The 16,393-nt window shown below is 64.4% G+C and carries 17 protein-coding genes; 7 read left to right on the forward strand and 10 right to left on the reverse strand.

Annotated features, from left to right (window positions below; genetic code table 11):
• Together IVA74_RS38665 and IVA74_RS38670 are read right to left on the reverse strand one after the other, a co-directional pair.
• The coding region (locus IVA74_RS38665) for a branched-chain amino acid ABC transporter permease (protein WP_247353103.1) at window positions 1-381 on the reverse strand (381 nt) is incomplete at its 3' end.
• Between the two features lie 98 nt (window positions 382-479).
• Window positions 480-1,814 carry a substrate-binding protein gene (locus IVA74_RS38670; RefSeq protein WP_247353105.1) on the reverse strand — a complete coding sequence of 445 codons (1,335 nt, stop codon included), beginning with the start codon at window positions 1,812-1,814 and terminating at the stop codon, window positions 480-482.
• 269 nt (window positions 1,815-2,083) lie between these two features.
• Here IVA74_RS38670 and IVA74_RS38675 point away from each other — a divergent pair, with 269 nt between their 5' ends.
• A complete protein-coding gene (locus IVA74_RS38675) occupies window positions 2,084-2,668 on the forward strand; it encodes a hypothetical protein (RefSeq protein WP_247353106.1) in 585 nt (194 codons plus the stop codon).
• A 113-nt stretch (window positions 2,669-2,781) separates the two neighbouring features.
• Complete coding sequence (locus tag IVA74_RS38680; protein WP_247353107.1) at window positions 2,782-3,258, forward strand: MarR family transcriptional regulator; 477 nt, start codon at window positions 2,782-2,784, stop codon at window positions 3,256-3,258.
• Window positions 3,259-3,293: 35 nt separating this feature from the next.
• On the opposite strand, the gene prfA is transcribed toward IVA74_RS38680, so the two are convergent.
• The 3 genes from prfA to IVA74_RS38695 all read right to left on the reverse strand — a co-directional run bounded on the left by prfA (window position 3,294) and on the right by IVA74_RS38695 (window position 8,243).
• Complete coding sequence (gene prfA / locus IVA74_RS38685; RefSeq protein ID WP_247353109.1) at window positions 3,294-4,379, reverse strand: peptide chain release factor 1; 1,086 nt, start codon at window positions 4,377-4,379, stop codon at window positions 3,294-3,296.
• A 57-nt stretch (window positions 4,380-4,436) separates the two neighbouring features.
• Window positions 4,437-6,704, reverse strand: coding sequence for a phosphoenolpyruvate--protein phosphotransferase (gene ptsP / locus IVA74_RS38690; RefSeq protein ID WP_247353110.1), 2,268 nt, complete (start codon window positions 6,702-6,704; stop codon window positions 4,437-4,439).
• Between the two features lie 282 nt (window positions 6,705-6,986).
• Window positions 6,987-8,243, reverse strand: coding sequence for an aspartate kinase (locus IVA74_RS38695; RefSeq protein ID WP_247353112.1), 1,257 nt, complete (start codon window positions 8,241-8,243; stop codon window positions 6,987-6,989).
• A gap of 148 nt (window positions 8,244-8,391) precedes the next feature.
• Here IVA74_RS38695 and IVA74_RS38700 point away from each other — a divergent pair, with 148 nt between their 5' ends.
• The 3 genes from IVA74_RS38700 to IVA74_RS38710 all read left to right on the forward strand — a co-directional run bounded on the left by IVA74_RS38700 (window position 8,392) and on the right by IVA74_RS38710 (window position 10,719).
• On the forward strand, window positions 8,392-8,859 hold the full coding sequence (locus tag IVA74_RS38700) for a PH domain-containing protein (RefSeq protein ID WP_247353127.1): 468 nt from the start codon (window positions 8,392-8,394) through the stop codon (window positions 8,857-8,859).
• Window positions 8,860-8,873: 14 nt separating this feature from the next.
• Window positions 8,874-9,647, forward strand: coding sequence for a bifunctional 2-polyprenyl-6-hydroxyphenol methylase/3-demethylubiquinol 3-O-methyltransferase UbiG (gene ubiG, locus IVA74_RS38705; protein ID WP_247353113.1), 774 nt, complete (start codon window positions 8,874-8,876; stop codon window positions 9,645-9,647).
• Between the two features lie 172 nt (window positions 9,648-9,819).
• Window positions 9,820-10,719: an EamA family transporter gene (locus tag IVA74_RS38710; protein ID WP_247353114.1), complete on the forward strand. Its 900-nt coding sequence runs from the start codon at window positions 9,820-9,822 to the stop codon at window positions 10,717-10,719.
• Here the strand turns inward: IVA74_RS38710 and IVA74_RS38715 are convergent.
• The 4 genes from IVA74_RS38715 to IVA74_RS38730 are packed head-to-tail and all read right to left on the reverse strand — an operon-like array spanning window position 10,716 to window position 13,187.
• Window positions 10,716-11,198: a DUF1178 family protein gene (locus IVA74_RS38715; protein WP_247353116.1), complete on the reverse strand. Its 483-nt coding sequence runs from the start codon at window positions 11,196-11,198 to the stop codon at window positions 10,716-10,718. The genes IVA74_RS38710 and IVA74_RS38715 overlap by 4 nt on opposite strands.
• Entirely contained in the window at window positions 11,195-12,073 is an 879-nt protein-coding gene (locus IVA74_RS38720) for a carbon-nitrogen hydrolase family protein (protein ID WP_247353118.1), read from the reverse strand. Before IVA74_RS38720 ends, IVA74_RS38715 begins: the two co-directional genes overlap by 4 nt.
• Window positions 12,070-12,345 (reverse strand): glutaredoxin 3, encoded by a 276-nt coding sequence (gene grxC / locus IVA74_RS38725; RefSeq protein WP_247353119.1) that lies wholly within the window; start codon window positions 12,343-12,345, stop codon window positions 12,070-12,072. The genes IVA74_RS38720 and grxC overlap by 4 nt, the downstream gene beginning before the upstream one ends.
• 47 nt (window positions 12,346-12,392) lie before the next feature.
• Entirely contained in the window at window positions 12,393-13,187 is a 795-nt protein-coding gene (locus IVA74_RS38730; RefSeq protein WP_247353121.1) for a ComF family protein, read from the reverse strand.
• A gap of 143 nt (window positions 13,188-13,330) precedes the next feature.
• Here IVA74_RS38730 and IVA74_RS38735 point away from each other — a divergent pair, with 143 nt between their 5' ends.
• Complete coding sequence (locus IVA74_RS38735) at window positions 13,331-14,179, forward strand: methyltransferase domain-containing protein (protein WP_247353122.1); 849 nt, start codon at window positions 13,331-13,333, stop codon at window positions 14,177-14,179.
• Window positions 14,180-14,316: 137 nt separating this feature from the next.
• Here the strand turns inward: IVA74_RS38735 and IVA74_RS38740 are convergent, their stop codons facing one another.
• Window positions 14,317-14,727, reverse strand: coding sequence for a (deoxy)nucleoside triphosphate pyrophosphohydrolase (locus IVA74_RS38740; RefSeq protein ID WP_247353124.1), 411 nt, complete (start codon window positions 14,725-14,727; stop codon window positions 14,317-14,319).
• Between the two features lie 136 nt (window positions 14,728-14,863).
• Here IVA74_RS38740 and IVA74_RS38745 point away from each other — a divergent pair, with 136 nt between their 5' ends.
• Window positions 14,864-16,213 carry a TadE/TadG family type IV pilus assembly protein gene (locus IVA74_RS38745; protein WP_247353126.1) on the forward strand — a complete coding sequence of 450 codons (1,350 nt, stop codon included), beginning with the start codon at window positions 14,864-14,866 and terminating at the stop codon, window positions 16,211-16,213.
• The last annotated feature ends 180 nt before the right edge of the window (window positions 16,214-16,393 follow it).

A 16,393-nucleotide genomic window follows, 5' to 3' on the forward strand; every position in this document is an offset into this window, starting at 1 on the left:
CGCCGGCGGCGGCACCAGCTGCGACTGGCTCGAGAAGATCAGGCGCACCAGCTCGACGAAGCAGATGCCGAGCCCGAAGGTCACGAGCAGCTGATCCTCATGGGGGCGGTGATAGAAATGGCGGATGATGACGCGTTCCATGAGGACGCCGAGCAGCATCACGAACAGTGAGCCCGCGATGACGGCGAGAATGAACGACTCCGTGTACTGGTAGGCGACGAAGCCGGCATAGCCGCCGATCATGAACATCGCGCCATGCGCGAGGTTGAGCACGCCGAGCGTGCCGTAGATGATGGTCAGGCCGGAGCTGATCAGCGCGAGCAGGGCGCCGAGCGCGAGCCCGTTGAAAAGCTGCGAAACGAGATTGGGCCAATTAATCATGCAACGATCGCTATTGTAACACGCGAAGGGGCGCATCAAAAAAGGTGACGCCGCAGGTCCAGAGTGCAGCCCGCGGCGTCACAGGGGTTAGTGCGGGCTCAGGTGTAGTCGCCGAGATGGCACCCGAACGCGTCCGGCTTCTGCATCAGGCCTTCGCCCGGGACGATTTCGACGACGTCGTACCAGTCTTCCTTGTTCTTCATGTCCTTCTGCTGCTTGCCCTTGACGATGATCACGGGGCGGACACATTGGTGATCTTCGGGGCGGTAATGCACGTCGCCAACCAGCGAGGGGATGGTTTCGCCCTTCTCGTAGGCCTTGATCACGTCGGGCGGGCTGAAGCTGCCGGCCTGCTCGCACATGTGGGCCCAATGCGCGAAGCTGACATAGGCGTTCTCCGCGCCCCATTCCGGCTTGTAGCCGTACTTCTTCTCGAAGGCTTCGTTGAACATCTTGGCCAGCGGGAACTTGTCCTCGATCGTCCACCAATAGTCGGTGGCGGCGTAGACGCCCTGCATCAGGCCGCCGGTTTCGCGCGCGATGAAAGGCACCTGGTAGGGAACGACCAGCTTCATCTTGTCGAGCACGCCGAACTGCTTGGCTTGCTGGGTCGACAGCACGGCGTCGTGGCCCCAGTTGACGTTGATCAGGACGTCGGCGCCGGAGTTCGCGACGTTGAGCAGATAGGAGGAATAATCAGGCGCGCCGAGCGGCGCGACCTGGTTGGTCACGGTGGTCCAGCCCGCGGTCGCGAGGAAGTCCTGCATGGATTTGGTGACGGTGTGGCCGTAGGTGTAGTCAGGCGTCAGATACGCCGCCTTCTTGCCCTTGCCGAACTCCCGTACCATCACCGGGCCGATCGCCGCAGCTGCGGTCTGGCCGAAGAAGTTCTGGCGGAAGCCGTAGCGAACGCAATCCTTGCCGGTGGTGTCGTTCGAGCCGGAAATGCCGCACACGAACAGCACGTGCTCACGCTGGGCGAGCTTGTTGAGCGCGACCGCGACGGCGCTGGACGTGCCGCCTGTGATCATGATCGCCTTGTTCTCGCTGATGAAGCGCTGCTGCGCCTGTACCGCCTCGTTCGGCTTGGCCGCGGAATCGGCGACGCCGAACTTCAGCTCTTTGCCGAGCACGCCCTTGCTGGTCTTGGGCGATATCTTCTTGATCAGATCATGGCCGCTGTTGATGTGCTCGATCGCGAGCTGATAGCCCTTGAGTTCGTCCTCGCCCTGCACGGCGTAGGTGCCGGTGCGCGGCACCGAGATGCCGATGAAGGCGGTGGAACCCGAGACCCCCGCGGGGTAGGACCCGATCGCCGGCTTGTCCTCGGCAAACGCCGGCATCCCGGGCAGAACCGCGCCGCCGATGAGACCCGCGGTGGTCTGAAGCAGGCCACGGCGCGAGAGGCCGCGGCGGATGAGATTGTCAGTCATGATTGTTTCCTCCGAACATTTGTTCTTGTTTGCAGGCGCGAACACGACCTGTCCGGCGCCGCCGACCTCGCTGGCCTGCTGCGCCGGGCACGTCACGTCCGCGTGTAGCTCTTGGACGTAGACATTGCTTGTGAACGCCTTCTGTCAATTTCGTCTTTGGTCGAATAACGAAAATTATCTCGTGAAAACATATCGGATCACGATATATATTAGTCTTTGTGAGTACGAGACTGGCGGGTTCGACGAGAGAAATGGCGCGGCAGACGACAGTGACAGGTGCCCGGAAGCGACAGTCCTGGCCGCAAGGAGCGGAGCGGCCGGAGGCGGCGTGGCCGGCGGAAGAGGTCAACGGCCAGCGGGCGACACCGCAGTCCGGCGATGCCTCGCGCCTGCCCGATCCGCGCCGGCGCGGGCCCATCGTCGGCCCCGTTCAGGCGAAGCGCGTACCTGGCCCGATGAAGAAGCTGAGCGTGCGTGCCCAGAACGTTCTCAAGGAGCTCGCGGTCGAGCTCACTGCCGAGCAGCCGCCGAAGGGGAATTGGTCGCCCTCGCGCGAACTGCTGCGCGCGCTGACGGCTGAACGCCTCGCGACCGCGCGCAATTGCGGTCCTCACACGATGCGGGAGATCGTCGACTGGGCGCAGGGCTGTGGCGTGACCATCAAGCCGGTGATCCCGCACGGCGGCTCGTTGTCGCAGATGTGGGCGGAGTTGATTACCAATGCATCCGTCGGTGCCTTGACCAGCGCCGAGATTGCCAGCGCGCTCCAGCGCTCGATCCGGCGAAAGAGCGTCCGCATCCCGATTGCGTTTCAGGTCATCCTGGTGAAGATCCTGCTGTCCAACTTCGAATAGGGCGGCGATATTTGTGTATTCGCGGCGCCGGTCGGTTGGTTCCGCCTGGCCGTCCTTGCTAGTCTCGGTGAGGCCGCTCGTTCTATCGGCCGGCTCGACGTCGCAGGCAGGATATGGCTCCATCGAAGCGGCAGACGACACGCCCGGCGCGTGCTGTGTCCACAAAGGGCGGCGCGATGCGTGAGGCCGACTACGCGGCGCTTGCGCAGTTCCGCTATCAAATCCGGAGTTTCCTGGCGTTCAGTGAGGCGGCCGCACACCTGCAGGGATTGACGCCGCAGCAGCATCAGGCGCTGCTTGGTATCAAGGGCTTTGTCCGTCCGGGTCCCGCGACCGTCGGTGACGTCGCGCGATTTCTGCTGATACGACACCACTCGGCCGGCGAGCTGATCAACCGCATGGCGAAGCTGGGACTGGTCGGCCGGGTCACTGACCCCGAGGACGCCAGGCGTGTTCATCTCAGGCTGACGAGGAAAGGCGAGCAGAAGCTCCAGGCGCTCTCAAGGAAAAATCTCGAGGAGCTCCGTCGCGCCGCGAGCCCGGCGTTGAGTCGCTTGTTGAAATCATTCCGGCAATCGAGCCAGTCCTGAGCGGGGGACTTCGGCCGATCAGGCCGCGGCGCCGGTCACGCCGCCGCGCCTTGGGCGGCGAGCTGCGCGGCCTGGTGCTCGGTGGTCAGTGCGTCGATCAGTTCCCCGATCGCTTCTCCGGCAATCACCTGCGGCAGCTTGTACAGCGTCAAATTGATGCGGTGATCGGTGACGCGTCCTTGCGGAAAATTGTAGGTGCGAATGCGCTCGCTGCGATCTCCGGACCCGACCTTCTCCTTGCGCTCGGCCGAGCGGGCGGCATCGACGCGCTGCTGCTCGGCGTCGTAGATGCGCGAGCGCAGGATGTTCATGGCGGAGGCGCGATTCTTGTGCTGCGAGCGGCTGTCCTGCATCATCACGACGATGCCGGTCGGGATGTGGGTGATGCGGATCGCCGATTCCGTCTTGTTGACGTGCTGGCCGCCGGCGCCTCCCGCGCGCATGGTCTCGATGCGCAAATCGTCGTTCTTGATGTCGATGTCGACCTCCTCGACCTCCGGCATCACGGCGACGGTCGCGGCGGATGTGTGAATGCGCCCCTGCGTCTCGGTGTCGGGCACGCGCTGCACGCGATGTACGCCGGATTCGAATTTCAGCTTCGAGAACGCGCCGCGGCCCTGCACCTCGGCGATGATTTCCTTGTAGCCGCCGACGCTGCCTTCGCTCGCCGAGATCACCTCGACCTTCCAGCCCTGAAGGCTCGCGAACCGCTCGTACATCCGGAACAGATCGCCGGCGAACAGCGAGGCCTCGTCGCCGCCGGTGCCGGCGCGGATTTCCAGCACCACGTTGCGGTCGTCCATGGCGTCCTTGGGCAGCAGAGCGAGGCGGATATTCTGGACCAGGTCCTCGATCTTTGGCGTCAACTCACCGCGCTCGGCTTCCGCCATGCCGCGCATCTCGGGATCGGTCGCGGGATCGGCGATCAGTGCCTCGGTGTCGGCGAGCTCCTTGACGGCCGAACGATAGGCCTTGACCGCTTCGATCAGTGGCGTGAGCTCGGCGAGTTCACGCGTGATCTGCACATAGCGTTCGGAGGCGAGCTGACCGAGCGATTCGGCCTCGAGCGAGGCGTGATGCGCGAGCAGGACGTCCAGTTTGGCTTCGGGCAGTGACGACATCGGTTCAGTCTCAAGATGCGGAAAAGGGCGAGGCGGCAGGAAGGGGCGACAGGCCCGCTACAACGCCAGGCCTTCGGCCTCGGCAAACTCCGTCAGCTTCTGCCGGATCGAGACGCTCCCGGCGGGGGCGTCCAGCAAGGGGCCGAGCATCGCTTCGGCCTTCTTGGCGTCGAGATCGATCACCATCGCCTTGACCGGGCCAAGCGCGGTCGCCGAAAGCGATAGCGAGCGGTAGCCCATCGCGATCAGCGCCAGCGCGCCGATCGGCTTCGACGCCATCTCGCCGCAGAGCGACAGCGATTTCTTTGCCGCTTGCGACTTGCGCGCGATGTCGCGCAACGCACGCAGGATCGGCGCCGACATGGTGTCGAAGCGCCCGGCGACCTTTGCGTTGCCGCGGTCGACCGCGAACAGGAACTGGAACAGATCGTTGGAGCCGACCGAAATGAAGTCGACCTTCTTCAGAAGCTCGTCGAGCTGATAGAGCAGCGCCGGCACCTCGACCATGGTGCCGATGTCGATCCGCTCCGGCAGGGTGTGGCCATGCTGGCGCAGATAGGTCAGCTCGCGTTCGACCAGCGCCTTCGCCGAATCGAATTCGCCGACCTCCGAGATCATCGGGAACATGATGCGCAGCGCACGGCCGCCGCCGGCGCGCAGCAGCGCGCGGATCTGGCCGCGCAACAGGCCGGGACGGTCGAGCCCGAGCCGGATCGCGCGCCACCCGAGCGCGGGATTCTCCTCGATCACCGCTTCCATATAAGGCAGCGCCTTGTCGCCGCCGATGTCGAGGGTGCGGAACGTGACGGGTTTGGTGCCGGCGGCATCCAGCACGGTACGATAGAGCGCGAGTTGGTCGCTGGTGCGCGGCAGGCTCTGGCCGACCATGAATTGCAGCTCGGTGCGGAACAGGCCGATGCCGGCGCTGCCGGTGTCCTCGATATGCGGCAGGTCGATGGCGAGACCCGCATTGATCATCAGCTCGACCTTCTGGCCGTCTTTGGTGACGCAGGGCAGGTCGCGCAGCGCCAGATATTGCGCCTGGCGGCGGGCGCGGAAGCGCACGCGCTCGGCGAAGGCGGCCTCGACCTCCTGCGACGGACGGACATAGATCGAGCCGGAAGTGCCGTCGACGATGATGGCGTCGCCGGGATCGGCGATACCAGGTGCGTTCGGCACTTCGCCGACCGCGGGAATGCCGAGCGCACGCGCCACGATCGAGACGTGGGAATTGGCGGTGCCTTCCTCCAGCACGATGCCGCGCAGGCGCTTGCGGTCGTAGTCGAGCAGCGCCGCCGGGCCCATCGCGCGCGCGATGACGATGGCGTTGTCGGGCAATTGTTCACGTGAAGGCGCGTGATCCTGGCCGACCAGCTGCCGCATCAGGCGATAGCCGAGATCCTCGAGATCATGCAGCCGGTCGCGCAAATAGGGATCGGTCGAGCGCAGCATGCGCGCGCGGGTGTCGGACTGCACGCGCTCGACGGCGGCTTCCGCCGTGAGGCCGGTGGCGACCGCCTCGTGCAGCTTGTGCGACCAGCCCTGGTCGTTGGCGAACATGCGGTAAGCTTCCAGCACCTCGCGATGCTCGCCGCCCTCGGCGACGTCGCCGCGCTCCAGCATGCGATCGAGGTCGGCGCGCAGCTTAGCGAGCGCGGTGTCGAGCCGTTTGATCTCCTTGGGCAGGTCCTCGGCGATGTAGTCCTTGATGACGACGCGCGGCTCGTGCAGCACGACGTGGCCGAGCGCGATGCCTTCCGACAGGATGGCGCCGACCTTCTGCGCCGAATGGCGCGCGGCGGGCTCCTGGCCGGGCTGGGCCAGCGCGGACAGCTCGCCGGAGGCGATCAGCTCCGCCAGCACCATCGCGGTGGTCTGGAGCGCCTCGAGCTCCTCCTCGACATAATTGCGCTTGGCGCGGTTCTGCACCACCAGCACGCCGAGCGTGTTGCCGGCGCGCAGGACCGGCACGCCGAGGAAGGAGTGATAGATTTCTTCGCCGGTCTCGGGGCGGAACGAGAACGCCGGGTGGCTCTGTGCGTCGTTCAGATTGAGCGGGGTCGCCTCGCTGGCGACGAGCCCGACCAGGCCCTCATGGGCCGTCAGCACGGTGTGGTGCACCGCCTCGCGGTTGAGGCCTTCAGTGGCATAGAGCTCGAGCGTGTTGTCGACGCGCAGCACATAGACCGAGCACACCTCGGCCACCATATTGGCGGCGATCAGCACCACGATCTTGTCCAGCCGCTCCTGGGCCGAGACCTGCTCCGCCATGGTTTCGCGGAGCCGTCTCAACAAGACGCGGGGACCTCCCGACGCGCTCCGCATGTGCCGTCAACCCTCCACCGTCTGCCGGGGCCGAAGGGCCCGCGGCGGCTCGCCCAGAAATCCAGAAAAACAACGAATTTGCTCGTCCGGCGCCGGCCCAGCCGATCCGCTGGAGCCGTCACCTGAGCCGAATCAGCACCGCCTCAACTGGGGCACAGTTTGCGGCAGCCCACCCTCTTCGCCGTATAGCGAATTAGGGCTTGTTTTGCCAAGCAAAACGCCTGCCAAACGCGAAGGTGTGTACACCTTCGCGTTTGCTGCGACCGCTAAGAGAAAATTAGCCTATGTCTGATCGAGACCGTAGAGCGTGTGCAGGGTCCGCACCGCAAGCTCGGTATAGGCGGTATCGATCAGGACGGAGAATTTAATCTCGGAGGTTGTAATGGCCCGGATGTTGATATTCCGTCCGGCGAGGGCCGAAAATGCCTGGGCGGCGACGCCGGCATGGCTGCGCATGCCGCTGCCGATCACCGAGATCTTGGCGACGTCGGTGGCGGTGTCGAGCCGGGCATAATTGATCTGGCTCTTGGCCGCGGTGATCGTCTCCTTGGCCCTTGTGTAGTCGGCAGCCGGGACCGTGAAGGTGAGGTCGGTGGTCTTGCCGTCCTCGGAGACGTTCTGCACGATCATGTCGACGTTGATGTTGGCATCCGCGAGCGGGCCGAAGATCGACGCCGCAACGCCGGGCTTGTCTTCGATCTGGCGTACCGAGATCTGGGCCTCGTCCTTCGAAAAGGCGATGCCGGTGACGACGTGGCTTTCCATGATCTCCTCCTCGCTGCAGATCAGCGTGCCGGGCGGCTGGTTGGCATGCGGGTCGATATCCTCGGGCTTGTCGAAGCTCGATCGGACGAAAATCGGCATGTTGTGGACCATGCCGAGTTCCACCGAGCGGACCTGGAGCACTTTTGCGCCCTGGGAGGCCAGTTCCAGCATGTCTTCGAACGCGATCTTGTCGAGCCGGCGCGCCTTCGGCACGATTCGCGGATCGGTGGTGTAGACACCATCGACGTCGGTATAGATGTCGCAGCGGTCCGCCTTGACGGCGGCGGCGATCGCCACAGCCGAGGTGTCGGAGCCGCCGCGGCCGAGCGTGGTGATGCGATTGGTCTCGGGGTTGATGCCCTGGAAGCCGGCGATTACGGCGACCTCCTTGCGCTCCCTGAAGCGCTTGATGATCTCGTTGCCGTCGATATCCTCGATCCGGGCCGAGGCATGGGCGTCGCTGGTCTTGATCGGGATCTGCCAGCCCTGCCAGGAGCGGGCCTGGATACCCATGCCCTGAAGCGCGATGGCAAGCAGGCCGGACGTCACCTGTTCGCCCGAGGCGACCACGGCGTCGTATTCGCGCGCGTCGTGCATCGGCGAGGCCTCGGTGCACCAGGCCACCAACTCGTTGGTTTTACCGGACATCGCCGAGACGACCACTGCCACTTCATGGCCGGCGTCGACCTCACGCTTCACATGGCGTGCGACGTTGCGGATACGTTCGATGCTGGCGACGGATGTGCCGCCGAATTTCATCACGAGGCGGCTCATGACGACGCGTGCATTCCCTCATAAGGATAAGTATGGTGACCCGCGCTGGACGGGTGCCTGCGATACCGACCGCGCGTATACAGAGGGGCGGGGCCGGGGGCAAGCGGGTTCCTGCGGGGCCAATCCGGGCAATGGGTTAATCGAGGTTATGGCGCGCTATATCGATGAGATCCTGCAACCGGGCGAGCGGGTGCTGTATTCGACCAATGCGCACTGGATCTTCTATTTTCCGGCCATCCTCGCATGGATCGCAGCCTTGGGCCTGTTCGTCCTGTCACGGCAAACCGCGGTCGACGGGCTCGTGATTCTGTGTCTCATCGCCTCGGGGGTGGTCGCCTTGGCGGCGCTGTTCTGGACCTTGAAGGGCTGGTTCCACCGCTTCACCACCGAGACCGACGTCACTAACCTGCGAGTTGTGCACAAGACCGGGTTCATCAAGCGCCGCACTTTCGAGATGGCGCTGGACAAGGTCGAGAGCGTCGATGTGAATCAGACCATTCTTGGACGCATTCTCAACTATGGCGACGTGACCATCAATGGCGTGGGGGAAGGTCGCGAAACCATCCGGACCATCGCCTCACCGCTCGCCTTCCGTAGTTCGATCACCACGCGGTAGGACCGCGCTTACTGATGAGCATGCAGCAAGATACTTCCGCTACCGCAAGCCCGCCGCCGGGCTCGACCGTCGACGCCGCCGAGATCGCGAAATTTTCAAAACTCTCGGCCGAGTGGTGGGACCCCAACGGCAAGATGGCCCCGCTGCACCGGATCAACCCGCTGCGGCTCGGCTACATCCGCGATGCGGCCTGCCGCAAGTTCGAACGCAACTTGCGCAGCCTCAACTGCCTCGGCGGCCTGCGCGTGCTCGACATCGGCTGCGGCGCCGGCCTGTTGTGCGAGCCGCTGTCGCGCCTGGGTGCGCAGGTCATCGGCGTCGATCCGTCGGTCAGCAACATCGCCGCCGCGAAGCTGCACGCCGACAAGGCGCATCTGTCGATCGACTATCGCTGCACCACGGTGGAAGAGATCGACCCGCGCGAGCGATTCGACATCGTGCTGGCGATGGAGGTGGTCGAGCACGTCGTCGATGTCGGCGTTTTCCTGAAGCGCTGCGCCGCGATGCTGAAGCCGAACGGGTTGATGGTGGTCTCGACGCTGAACAGGAACTGGAAGAGCTTCGCGCTCGCCATCGTCGGAGCCGAATACGTCCTGCGCTGGCTGCCGCGCGGCACTCATGAGTGGAACAAGTTCGTCACTCCCGACGAGCTGACGAAATACCTGCTCGATAACCGCCTCGTCATCACCGAACAGACCGGCGTCGTCTACAGCCCCTTCGCCGACAAATGGACGCTTTCGTCCGACATCGACGTGAATTACATGGTCGTGGCGGAAGGCATGGTGTGAGGCCACGCCGCTTCCAAGCATTCGGCGTCATCCTGGATCAGCGCTTCGCTTGTCCAGGACGACACTGAATTTGCCGCGCAAGCATCGCACCCATGACATCCGCGTGATTGACCTGCTTGAGCGCTAGCGGCACGTTGCCTCAACTTCCTCTCTCACCCACTCGCCATTCCCCATGTTCACCATCGCCAGCCTCTGGATTCCCTTCACCGTCATTGCCGCGCTCGGCCAGGTCGCGCGCAATGCGATGCAGCGGTCGCTGACGAAGCCGCTGGGGACCTGGGGCGCGACCAATATCCGCTTCCTGTTCGGCTTCCCGTTCTCGCTGCTGTTTCTCGCCGTGGTGCTGGTCGCGACCGGCGATCATCTCGACATGCCGCCGACCGTGTTCTGGCCGTGGTTGCTGCTCGGCGCGCTCAGCCAGATCGTGGCGACCGGCCTGATGTTGCTGGCGATGAACGACCGGTCCTTCGTGGTGACGACGGCCTACCTGAAGACCGAGGCGATCCAGACGGCGATCTTCGGCTTCGTCTTCCTCGGCGATCACCTGACTTGGCTCAAGGTGCTGGCGATCGTGATCGCGACCATCGGCGTCGTCGTCACCGCGCTGCGGCCCGGCGCTGAGAAGAGTTTTGCCGAACTCAAGCCGACCATCACCGGTCTGGTCGCCGCGGCGGCGTTCGCGTTGTCAGCGGTCGGTTTCCGCGGCGCCATCATCAACGTGCCCGGCGTATCCTTTGTGACGGCAGCATCGTTCACGCTGGTGCTCGGCCTGTTCGTGCAGACGCTGATCCTGACGATCTATCTGCTTTGGCGCGCGCCGAAGGTGCTTCAGGCGATTTTGGGGCTGTGGAAGCCATCGCTGCTCGCGGGCTTCATGGGCGCGTTCGCCTCGCAGTTCTGGTTCCTCGCCTTCGCGCTGACGGCCGCCGCCAACGTCCGCACGCTCGCTCTGATCGAGGTGCTGTTCGCGCAGGCCGTGGCGTATTACTCGTTCAAGCAGCCAATCGCGGCACGCGAGATTCTTGGCATCGGGCTGATCGTGGTCGGCGTGGCGGTGCTGGTGGCGGTTTAGTTCCGGTCTTCCGGCAGCGTCGGCAGCGGCGACACCTCGATGCCTTCGTCGATCAGCGACTTGGCTTCGTCGGGCGAAGCCTCGCCGTAGATCGGACGGTGCTCCTTGTCGCCGTAATGCATCGCGCGGGCCTCGTTCGCAAAACGCTCGCCGACATTGTCGGCGTTTTTCACGATGTGATCGCGCAGCTCTTTGAGCTTGGTGCGAAGCTCCTTCTCCTGCGCCATCATCAGCGAGGTCGGTCCGGACAGTGTAGCCTCGGGCGTGGTCGCAGCCACGGGCTCCGGGGGCGGCGTCGCGGGTCCGCGGCCTTTCTTGCCGACGATGCGAGGCGCCATGATCGCTTTGTTGATCCTGGCCGAGCCGCAGATCGGACAGGTCACGAGCTTGCGCTTCACCTGCGAATCGTATGCCGACGAGCTCTGGAACCAACTTTCGAAGTCGTGGTTTCGGTCGCAGTGGAGCGCGTAGCGGATCATGCCGATCCCCGCACGAGGTGCAGATGGTCCGGCCCCGCCTTGGGATCGGCGACGCCGAAGCGGCGGCCGTGCTGGAGCGAGGGGATTGCGCGGCGCGCGGTCTCGACCTTGGCCGGATCGATCCTGGCCATGATGATGCCCGGCTCGACATCGCCCTCGGCGAGGATCTCGCCCCAGGGATCGATGATCAGCGAATGGCCATAGGTCTCGCGCTTGTTCTCATGCAGGCCGGCCTGCGCGGCGGCGAAGATGAAACAGCCGGTCTCGATCGCGCGTGCACGCAGCAGCACGTGCCAATGCGCTTCACCGGTCTTGCGGGTGAAGGCCGAGGGCACCGTGATGAAGTATGCGCCGCTCTCGGCCAGCGCGCGGTAGAGCGCGGGGAAGCGCACGTCGTAGCAGATCGTCAGCCCGACGCGGCCCCAGGGCAGGTCGGAGATCACGGCGGTCTCGCCCGGCTGGTAATTGGCGGATTCGCGATAACTCTCGCCGTCCGGCAGCTCGATGTCGAACATGTGGATCTTGTCGTAGCTCGCGAGCACACTGCCCTCGGGCCCGATCAGGAAGGAGCGGTTGACCGCTTTCTCCTCTGAGAAGCGCAGCGCCAGCGAGCCGACATGGATGTGGATTTTCAGCTCCGCCGCGAGCGCCCGGTAGGTCCTCAGCGAGTGGTCGTCGTTTTCGCTTTGGAGGTGCTCGAACAGCGCCTTGCGGTTGACCTGCATCATGTTGCTGACTTCGGGCGTCTGCACGTAGTCGGCGCCATTGGCCGCAGCCTGCCGGATCAGTTTGGTGGCCTGCGCGAGGCTCGGCTCGGGCATCAGGCCGGTGCGCATCTGCACCATGGCCGCGGTGAAGGTCCCGATCTCGTTCATGACTCCGCCTTCACATCTTCAAGCATGCCGTCGAGCTTGCCGCCGCGGTCGAGCGCATAGAGTTCGTCGCAGCCCCCAACATGGGTTCCGCCGATCCAGATCTGCGGGAAGGTCGTACCCTCGCCGGCGCGATCGTACATCTCTTGGCGCCAGGACGGGTTCTTGGCGATATCGAACTCCGTGAAGGTTGCCTTCTTGCGGGTCAGCAGCGACCTGGCGGCGGAACAATAGCCGCAGCCCGGCCTCGTGTAGATCTCCACAGCAGCGGTCATGTTGTCTGGCGCTCTCATGTCATGAATTCATTGAATTATATGGGACTTCACCGGCTCTCGACAACCCGGGCAAAGACCAGCACGTCCACTTGGGCCGCCTTGGCGCGGAGCAGGGCCCGCGCGCAGGCATCCAGCGTCGCACCCGAGGTCAGGACGTCGTCGATGAGGACAATGCGCCGACCTTGGACCTCCGCCTGACGGTCGGGCGATACCTGGAATGCGCCCTGCACATTGGTGGCGCGCTGGGCCCGCGACAGGCCGATCTGTTGCTCGGTGGCGCGTACCCGGCGCAGCATCTCGGCCTTCACTTTCACCCCGCTCTGCCTCTCGACGATCCGCGCCAGTGCCCCGGACTGGTTGTAGCGGCGGCGCCAGGCCCTTCGCCAATGCAGGGGAACAGGCACCAGCATATTGGCTTGGCTGAGCAGTTCGCCGCCCGCGCGCGCCATCCAGCGGCCCATGGCGGGCGCCAAATCCGTGCGGTCCTGGTATTTCAGCGCATGCACCAGGGTGCGCGCGACGTCGTCATAACGTACCGCGGCGCGCGCCCGCTGGTAGGCCGGTGGGCTCGCGATCGCCTCCATCGACAGCATGTCGGGGCCGGGGTCATACACAAAGGGAATGCCGAGCCGCGGGCAGTAGGGCCGTTCGATGAACGACAGCCGCGCCCAGCAGGCCGCGCACACGCCCTCGCCATCGACTGGCTCGCGGCAGGACACACACAAGGTCGGCAGCGCGATGTCGAGCGCGAGCCGCGCCGCACGCGACAGGGCATGGCGGCCGGCCGTCCATGCGGCCCGCAAGGGTCCGGAGAGCGAGCGGGAAGGGGCGGAGGCGTCCATGGGGAGAAGCTAGCGTTCCGCGCTTGTCGGCTCAAGCAGCACTCTCGTGCGCCGGCTCTGCGGAGCGTCACTGCGTGCCGCACCGCGTCCGGGACAGAACAGAGGCGATTGCCAGAACGACTTGGATCGGCGTAACCAGCGGCATGGCTCAGCCCTCCCAGACCCCGCCCGCTCTGTTCGATCGCGCCTTGCTGCATGCGCGGCAGCGGCGCGCGCAGACGCAGGGCGAGGTCACCTTCCTGCTCGATCGGGTCGCCGAGGACATGTCGGACCGGCTGGCTGCTGTGATGCGCGAGTTTCACGCGGGAGCCGATCTCTGGACGCCCGGCGAGGGACTTGCGGCGTTGCGCTCGCGACTGCCTTGCGTCGAGCGGATCGCGCTCGACGCAGCGGGTATGGAGACACTTCCCTTTGCACCGGAGAGCCTCGACCTCGTCGTGTCGGCGCTGGCGCTGCAATTCGTCAACGACCTGCCGGGCGTGCTCGCGCAAATCCGTCGTGCGCTCAAGCCGGATGGTCTGCTGCTCGCCGCGATGATCGGTGGCGACAGCCTGACCGAGCTGCGGCAGGCGTTCGCCGCGGCGGAAGCTGAATGCGAAGGCGGCGTGTCGCCGCGCGTGGTGCCGTTCGCTGACTTGCGCGACATCGGCGCGCTGTTGCAGCGGGCAGGCTTTGCGCTGCCGGTCACCGATGTCGACCGCGTCGTGGTGCGTTACGCCAATGCATTCGCGCTGATGCAGGATCTCCGCCGCATGGGCGCGGCCAATGTGCTGATCGAGCGGCGCCGCACGTTATCGCGGCGCGCGACGCTGCTGCGGATGGCCGAGATTTATGCCGAACGCTTTGCCGATGCCGACGGCCGCATTCGCGCGACATTCGACATCATCTGGCTCTCGGGCTGGGCCCCGCATGCGAGCCAGCAGCAGCCGCTGAAGCCGGGGTCGGCGAAGGCGAGCCTGGCGGAGGCGGTGAAGAAGGCGGGGAAGGAGTGACGTGTGTCCCGGACGCGCTGCAGCGTTCTTACGCTGCTGCGCAGAGCCGGGACCCAGCCCTGCGGCAAGCATGGGCCCCGGCTCAGCAGCGCATCGCTGAAGGAGCGCTGCGCTGCGTCCGGGGCACCAGCGCGGCCTCACATCAGCAGATCAATCAGATGCGGGATCAGCGGAATGTCCGCTGGCGGCATGGGATAGTCGCGCAACTTGTTGGAGCGAACCCAGGCGAGATTCTGGCCCTCGCGCGCCGTCACAATGCCTTCCCAGCGCCGGCAGATGAAGAGCGGCATCAACAGATGAAAGGTCTCGTAGCCGTGGCTCGCAAAGGTCAGCGGGGCCAGGCAGGGTTCGGCGACGGTGATGCCGAGCTCCTCGTGGAGCTCGCGGATCAGGCTCTGCTCCGGCCGCTCGCCGGGTTCACATTTGCCGCCGGGAAATTCCCAGAGGCCGGCCAGCGTCTTGCCCTCGGGGCGCTGCGCGATCAGGACGCGCTTGTCGGCATCGACAAGCGCGCAGGCCACCACCAGTGTCAGTTTGAGATCGGCCATGCCTGGAATGTCGCTCGCTGAAGATCATCCGTAACGGTCCGTTAACCCGTTACGGCCCGGTTTCCGAGGTCTCCATAAGTCATATTTAATCGACGGTTCCTAGAGTGGAAAAGCTCAGATTCCGGGATCCCCACCTATGCGTGCCGCGCTTCGCACAATTCTCCAACGGTTCGGTCTCGATCAACGCGGCAATATCGCAGTGATCTTCGCGCTGACCTGCGTCCCGCTGATCACCGCGGTCGGCTGCGGGATCGACTATTCGCGGGCGACGCAGATCAGATCCAAGCTGCAGGCTGCGGCGGACGCCGCCAGCGTCGGTTCGATTGCCAAGAATTCGCCGGCGTACCTCGCGGCTGGCACCATGATGGCGGACGGATCCATTGCGGCCGGAGTCACCGACGCTAAGAACATCTTCGACGCCAACCGGGCAAATCAGAACGGATACACGCTCACCAGCGTGACGCCGGTCGTCTCAAAGACTGGCTCCACGGTAACCTCGACGGTCAATTTTTCCGCGACCATCAACACGATGTTTCTCGGCGTGATCGGCAAGAGCACGGTGGCGATGTCGGGCACTTCCACGGCCACGGCCAACATGCCGCTCTATATCGACTTCTATCTCCTGTTGGACAATTCTCCGTCGATGGGTGTCGCAGCGACACCGACCGACATAACGAATTTGCAGGCAAAGACCGGTGGATGCGCATTCGCGTGTCACGACACCTCCAAGAAGGCCGGCACAAGCAACTACGACATTGCCAAAGCAAATGGCATCACTACCCGAATCGACGTGGTGCGCCAGGCGAGCGCGAACTTGATGGACACAGCCCGGAACACGCAGACCTACACGAACCAGTTCAGGATGGCGATCTACGATTTCGGCGCTGCGTCAGCGACGATCGGATTGAGAAATCTGTTTTCGCTCTCGTCGAGCCTGACGTCCGCCAAGACTGCGGCGGGAAACATCGACCTGATGTCGGTCGCCGGTCAGAATGACGCTTTTACTGCCGATAAGGATACTCCCTTCACCGCCATCTTTCCCGCAATCAATAGCGCAATCGCCTCGCCGGGAGTCGGCACATCTTCCGCCCCCCTGAAGTATTTGTTTTTTGTATCGGACGGCGTCGCCGATGAAAGCAATGCCTCTTGCCTGAAGACGATGTACAATAAGAATTGGGGAAACATAGCGCCGCGCTGTCAGTCACCTATCAATCCCGCGCTGTGCACGACGTTGAAGAACCGCGGTATCAAGGTCGCGGTGCTGTACACAACGTATCAGCCTCCTACTGACAGCTGGTACAAGGACTGGATCGCGCCCTTCAACGCCGGGACATGGGGGCCGTCCCCGAACAGCGAGATCGCGCAGAACATGGAGAGCTGCGCTTCGCCAGGATTCTATTTCGAGGTTAGCCCCACCCAGGGCATTTCGGACGCGATGAACGCTCTGTTCCGGAAGGCGCTCGCGGACGCACGGATCTCGGGGTGATTTGATCCGGGTGAGAGGGACTCTCCGCGAGTCCGGTTGTCAGCGTCGATGCGGCAGCGGCCCCTCACCCCGCAAGAACGGCTATCGGATTCACACATCGGCCATTCGCAGTGAGGCGCCAAATTTGATGCGCTGGAGGGCTTCGAGCCCCAAGCGCATGGTTTTTGGTCCCGGCTTGCC

It is taken from the genome of Bradyrhizobium sp. 132, from assembly GCF_023074185.1.
GTDB lineage: Bacteria > Pseudomonadota > Alphaproteobacteria > Rhizobiales > Xanthobacteraceae > Bradyrhizobium.